This window comes from uncultured Gemella sp., assembly GCF_963519265.1.
Taxonomy (GTDB): domain Bacteria; phylum Bacillota; class Bacilli; order Staphylococcales; family Gemellaceae; genus Gemella.
The window spans coordinates 1-3,350 of sequence record NZ_CAUQNQ010000125.1 but is presented as its reverse complement, the minus strand read 5'-3'; the positions used below and the strand labels follow the sequence as shown (position 1 = coordinate 3,350).

The 3,350-nt window shown below is 32.4% G+C and carries 3 protein-coding genes; 2 read left to right on the top strand and 1 reads right to left on the bottom strand.

The window, feature by feature from the left end; all coding sequences use genetic code 11:
• Positions 1 to 4 precede the first annotated feature (4 nt).
• The gene (rho, locus tag RWN11_RS07805; RefSeq protein ID WP_314161170.1) at positions 5 to 1,273 is read left to right on the top strand and encodes a transcription termination factor Rho; all 1,269 of its coding nucleotides are present in this window, start codon (positions 5 to 7) and stop codon (positions 1,271 to 1,273) included.
• A gap of 81 nt (positions 1,274 to 1,354) precedes the next feature.
• Entirely contained in the window at positions 1,355 to 1,999 is a 645-nt protein-coding gene (locus tag RWN11_RS07800; RefSeq protein WP_314161168.1) for a VTT domain-containing protein, read from the top strand.
• Between the two features lie 317 nt (positions 2,000 to 2,316).
• Here RWN11_RS07800 and galE read toward each other — a convergent pair whose 3' ends face one another.
• Positions 2,317 to 3,339, bottom strand: coding sequence for a UDP-glucose 4-epimerase GalE (gene galE, locus RWN11_RS07795; protein WP_314161169.1), 1,023 nt, complete (start codon positions 3,337 to 3,339; stop codon positions 2,317 to 2,319).
• Positions 3,340 to 3,350: the final 11 nt, after the last annotated feature.

Here is a 3,350-nt window from a genome sequence, read left to right as displayed (position 1 = left end):
AAAAATGAGTAACGTAAAATTTGATGAAATGTATAAAAGTATGAATACTAAAGAACTTACAGCCTTGGCTAAAGAACTGGGTGTTCCAAGATATTATACATTAAATAAAAAAGAATTAGTTTTAGCAATTTTAGAAAAACAATCAGTAAGTGAAGAACATTATTATGCATCGGGGATTTTAGATGATATACATCCAGAAAATGGTTTTGGATTCTTGAGAACTGTTGATTATAAAAAAGGAGAGACGGATATTTATATTTCCGCTTCTCAAATTCGCCGTTTTGAACTTAAAAAAGGCGATGAAGTTTATGGTAAAGTTCGTAAACCTCGTGAAGGTGAGAGATATGCAGGTCTTTTACAAGTTGATACGGTTAATGATGTAGATGCTGAAGTTGCAAAAGGTAGAGCACATTTTCAAGCATTAACTCCGATTTATCCAAATCAGAAGATTGTTTTAGAAACAACTAAGGAAAAATTATCTACCAGATTTGTTGATTTAGTAGCACCGATTGGGTTCGGACAACGTGGATTAATAGTAGCACCACCGAAGGTCGGAAAAACAACATTACTAAAAGATATTGCAAATTCAATTAGAAATAATTATCCTGATAAAAAGTTGATTATTCTTTTAATTGATGAAAGACCAGAAGAAGTAACGGATATGGAAAGATCTGTAAGAGGTGCAGATGTAGTAAGTTCTACATTTGATGAAACTTCAGAAAATCATATTAAAGTTGCTGAGCTAGTAATAGAGCATGCAAAACGTCGTGTAGAACTTGGTCAAGACGTAATTATACTTATGGATAGTATAACGAGACTTGCACGTGCATATAATATTGTAGAGCCAAGTAGTGGAAAACTCTTAAGTGGAGGGGTAGATCCATCGAGTCTTCACAAGCCAAAAGCATTCTTTGGAGCAGCGAGAAATGTTGAAGGTGGAGGAAGTTTAACTATAATTGCTACTGCCTTAATTAATACTGGTTCGAGAATGGATGATCTAATATTCGAAGAGTTTAAAGGAACTGGGAATATGGAAATTGTCTTATCACCTGAGTTAGCTTCAAGAAGAGTTTATCCTGCTATTGATTTCTTGAAGAGTTCTACAAGAAAAGAAGATTTATTACTAACAGAAGATGAAGTGAAAATCTTATGGCAAACACGTAGAAAGCTTGAAGATGTTAGTGAACCAACAATTGGGGTTTTAAATCATCTTAGAAAACATGAAAGTAATGAGGACTACATTGCTGAAATGAAAAAATTCATAAGAGATTAATATACTGATTGCATGATTATTAGACAGGGTATGTTCTCTATGGTATAATCATTAGAACATATTTATTTTAGGAGGATTACATTGGAAACAATTAAATTTTTAATTGATTTTGTATTGCATATTGACAAGCATCTTGGTGAATTAATGGTGCAACACGGTCCATGGTGGATGTATGGAATAATTTTCTTAATTATCTTTATCGAAACTGGTGTTGTGTTCATGCCGTTTTTACCAGGTGATTCATTATTATTTGCTAGTGGAGCATTATGGGCAGCAACAGGGAATAACATCTTTTTATTATTATTCTTATGTGTAAGTGCTGCAGTAATTGGTGATAATTGTAACTATTTTATTGGAAGAAACTTCTCTGATTATTTAAAGAGTAAAGCATGGTTTAAAAAGTTCGTGTCTGATGACAATATAAAAGACGCTGAAAACTTTGTAGCAAAACATGGAGGAAAATCTATTTTCTTAGCTAGATTTTTCCCGATTATTCGTACAATAGTTCCATTTATCGTAGGAGCTGGTAAGATGAAATATTCTAAGTTTAGAGTGATAGACTTCTTTGGAGGCCTTTGTTGGTGTACATTATTTATATCAGTAGGGTACTTCTTTGGAAACATTTCATATGTTAAGAAAAACTTTTCAGTAGTAGTAATTGCTATTGTTTTAATTAGCTTAATTCCGATAATAGTAGGGACAATTAAGGCTAGAAAAAAAGCATAATTTATGAGGAAGGAGACTCGTTTGAGTCTCTTTTCTAAATAAATAATTCAAAACAAACGAAATCTCACTATTAAGATTAAGATATAAGAATAAAATAATTTAAAAATCATCTATTCTTTGTATAGTAAAGATTAGATGATTTTTTATTATGGAAATAAGAAGAGTGATTAATACATAAAAAAAGGGAGTGACTCAAAAATCGTGATTTCGAAGAAATCGATTTTTGTTGAGTCATTCCCATTGCGCTTATAAGCTCTTATACTGACTTAGGATTTTTAGGTCAGTCACATAGACTTTTATTTTCTTGTTTAAGTATATTAATCAGCGAATCCGTTTGGATGTTTACTTTGCCATCTCCAAGAATCTTCACACATACGTTTTATATCGTACTCTGCTTCCCATCCAAGTTCTTCTTTTGCTTTTGTAGCATCAGCATAACATGCTGCAATATCTCCTGCACGACGCGGAGTTATAACATAAGGTAAATCACGTCCAACAGCAGCTGATGCACTCTTAATAATATCTAGTACAGAATATCCAATTCCTGTTCCTAAGTTATAAATAGTTAAGCCACTACCTTTTTCTAATTTCTTAAGAGCAGAAACGTGACCACGAGCCAAATCTACTACGTGGATGTAGTCACGTACTCCAGTACCGTCATGTGTATCAAAATCATTACCAAAAACTTGAACTTTTTCTAGTTTACCTACAGCCACTTGCATAATATAAGGAATTAGGTTGTTTGGTACTCCTTTTGGATCTTCACCGATATCTCCACATTCATGTGCTCCGATTGGATTAAAGTAACGAAGGAGAACAATATTCCATTCGTTGTCTGCTTTATAAACATCTTTTAAAATATCTTCAGTTATTAATTTAGTACGTCCGTATGGGTTAGTTACAGATAATGGGAAATCTTCTTTAATTGGTAATGTATGAGGATCTCCATAAACTGTAGCTGATGAACTGAAAATTATATTTTTACAGTTGTGTTTTTCCATAACACGGAACAAAGTAATAGTTCCAGCTATATTATTATCATAATATGCTAATGGAATTTCACAAGATTCACCAACTGCTTTTAATCCAGCGTAGTGAATAACTCCATAAATATTTCCTTCTTTTTCAAAAACTTCATTTAATTTATCTTCATCTCGAACATCAACTTCATAAAATGTTACCTTTTTACCAGTAACTCGTTCAACTACTTCTAAACTCTTTTTGTTGGCATTATATAAGTTATCAACGACAACTACTTCATTTCCATTGTTTAATAATTCTATACAAGTGTGAGACCCGATAAATCCAGCTCCACCTGTAACAAGTATTTTTTTAGTCATATTGTATTCCT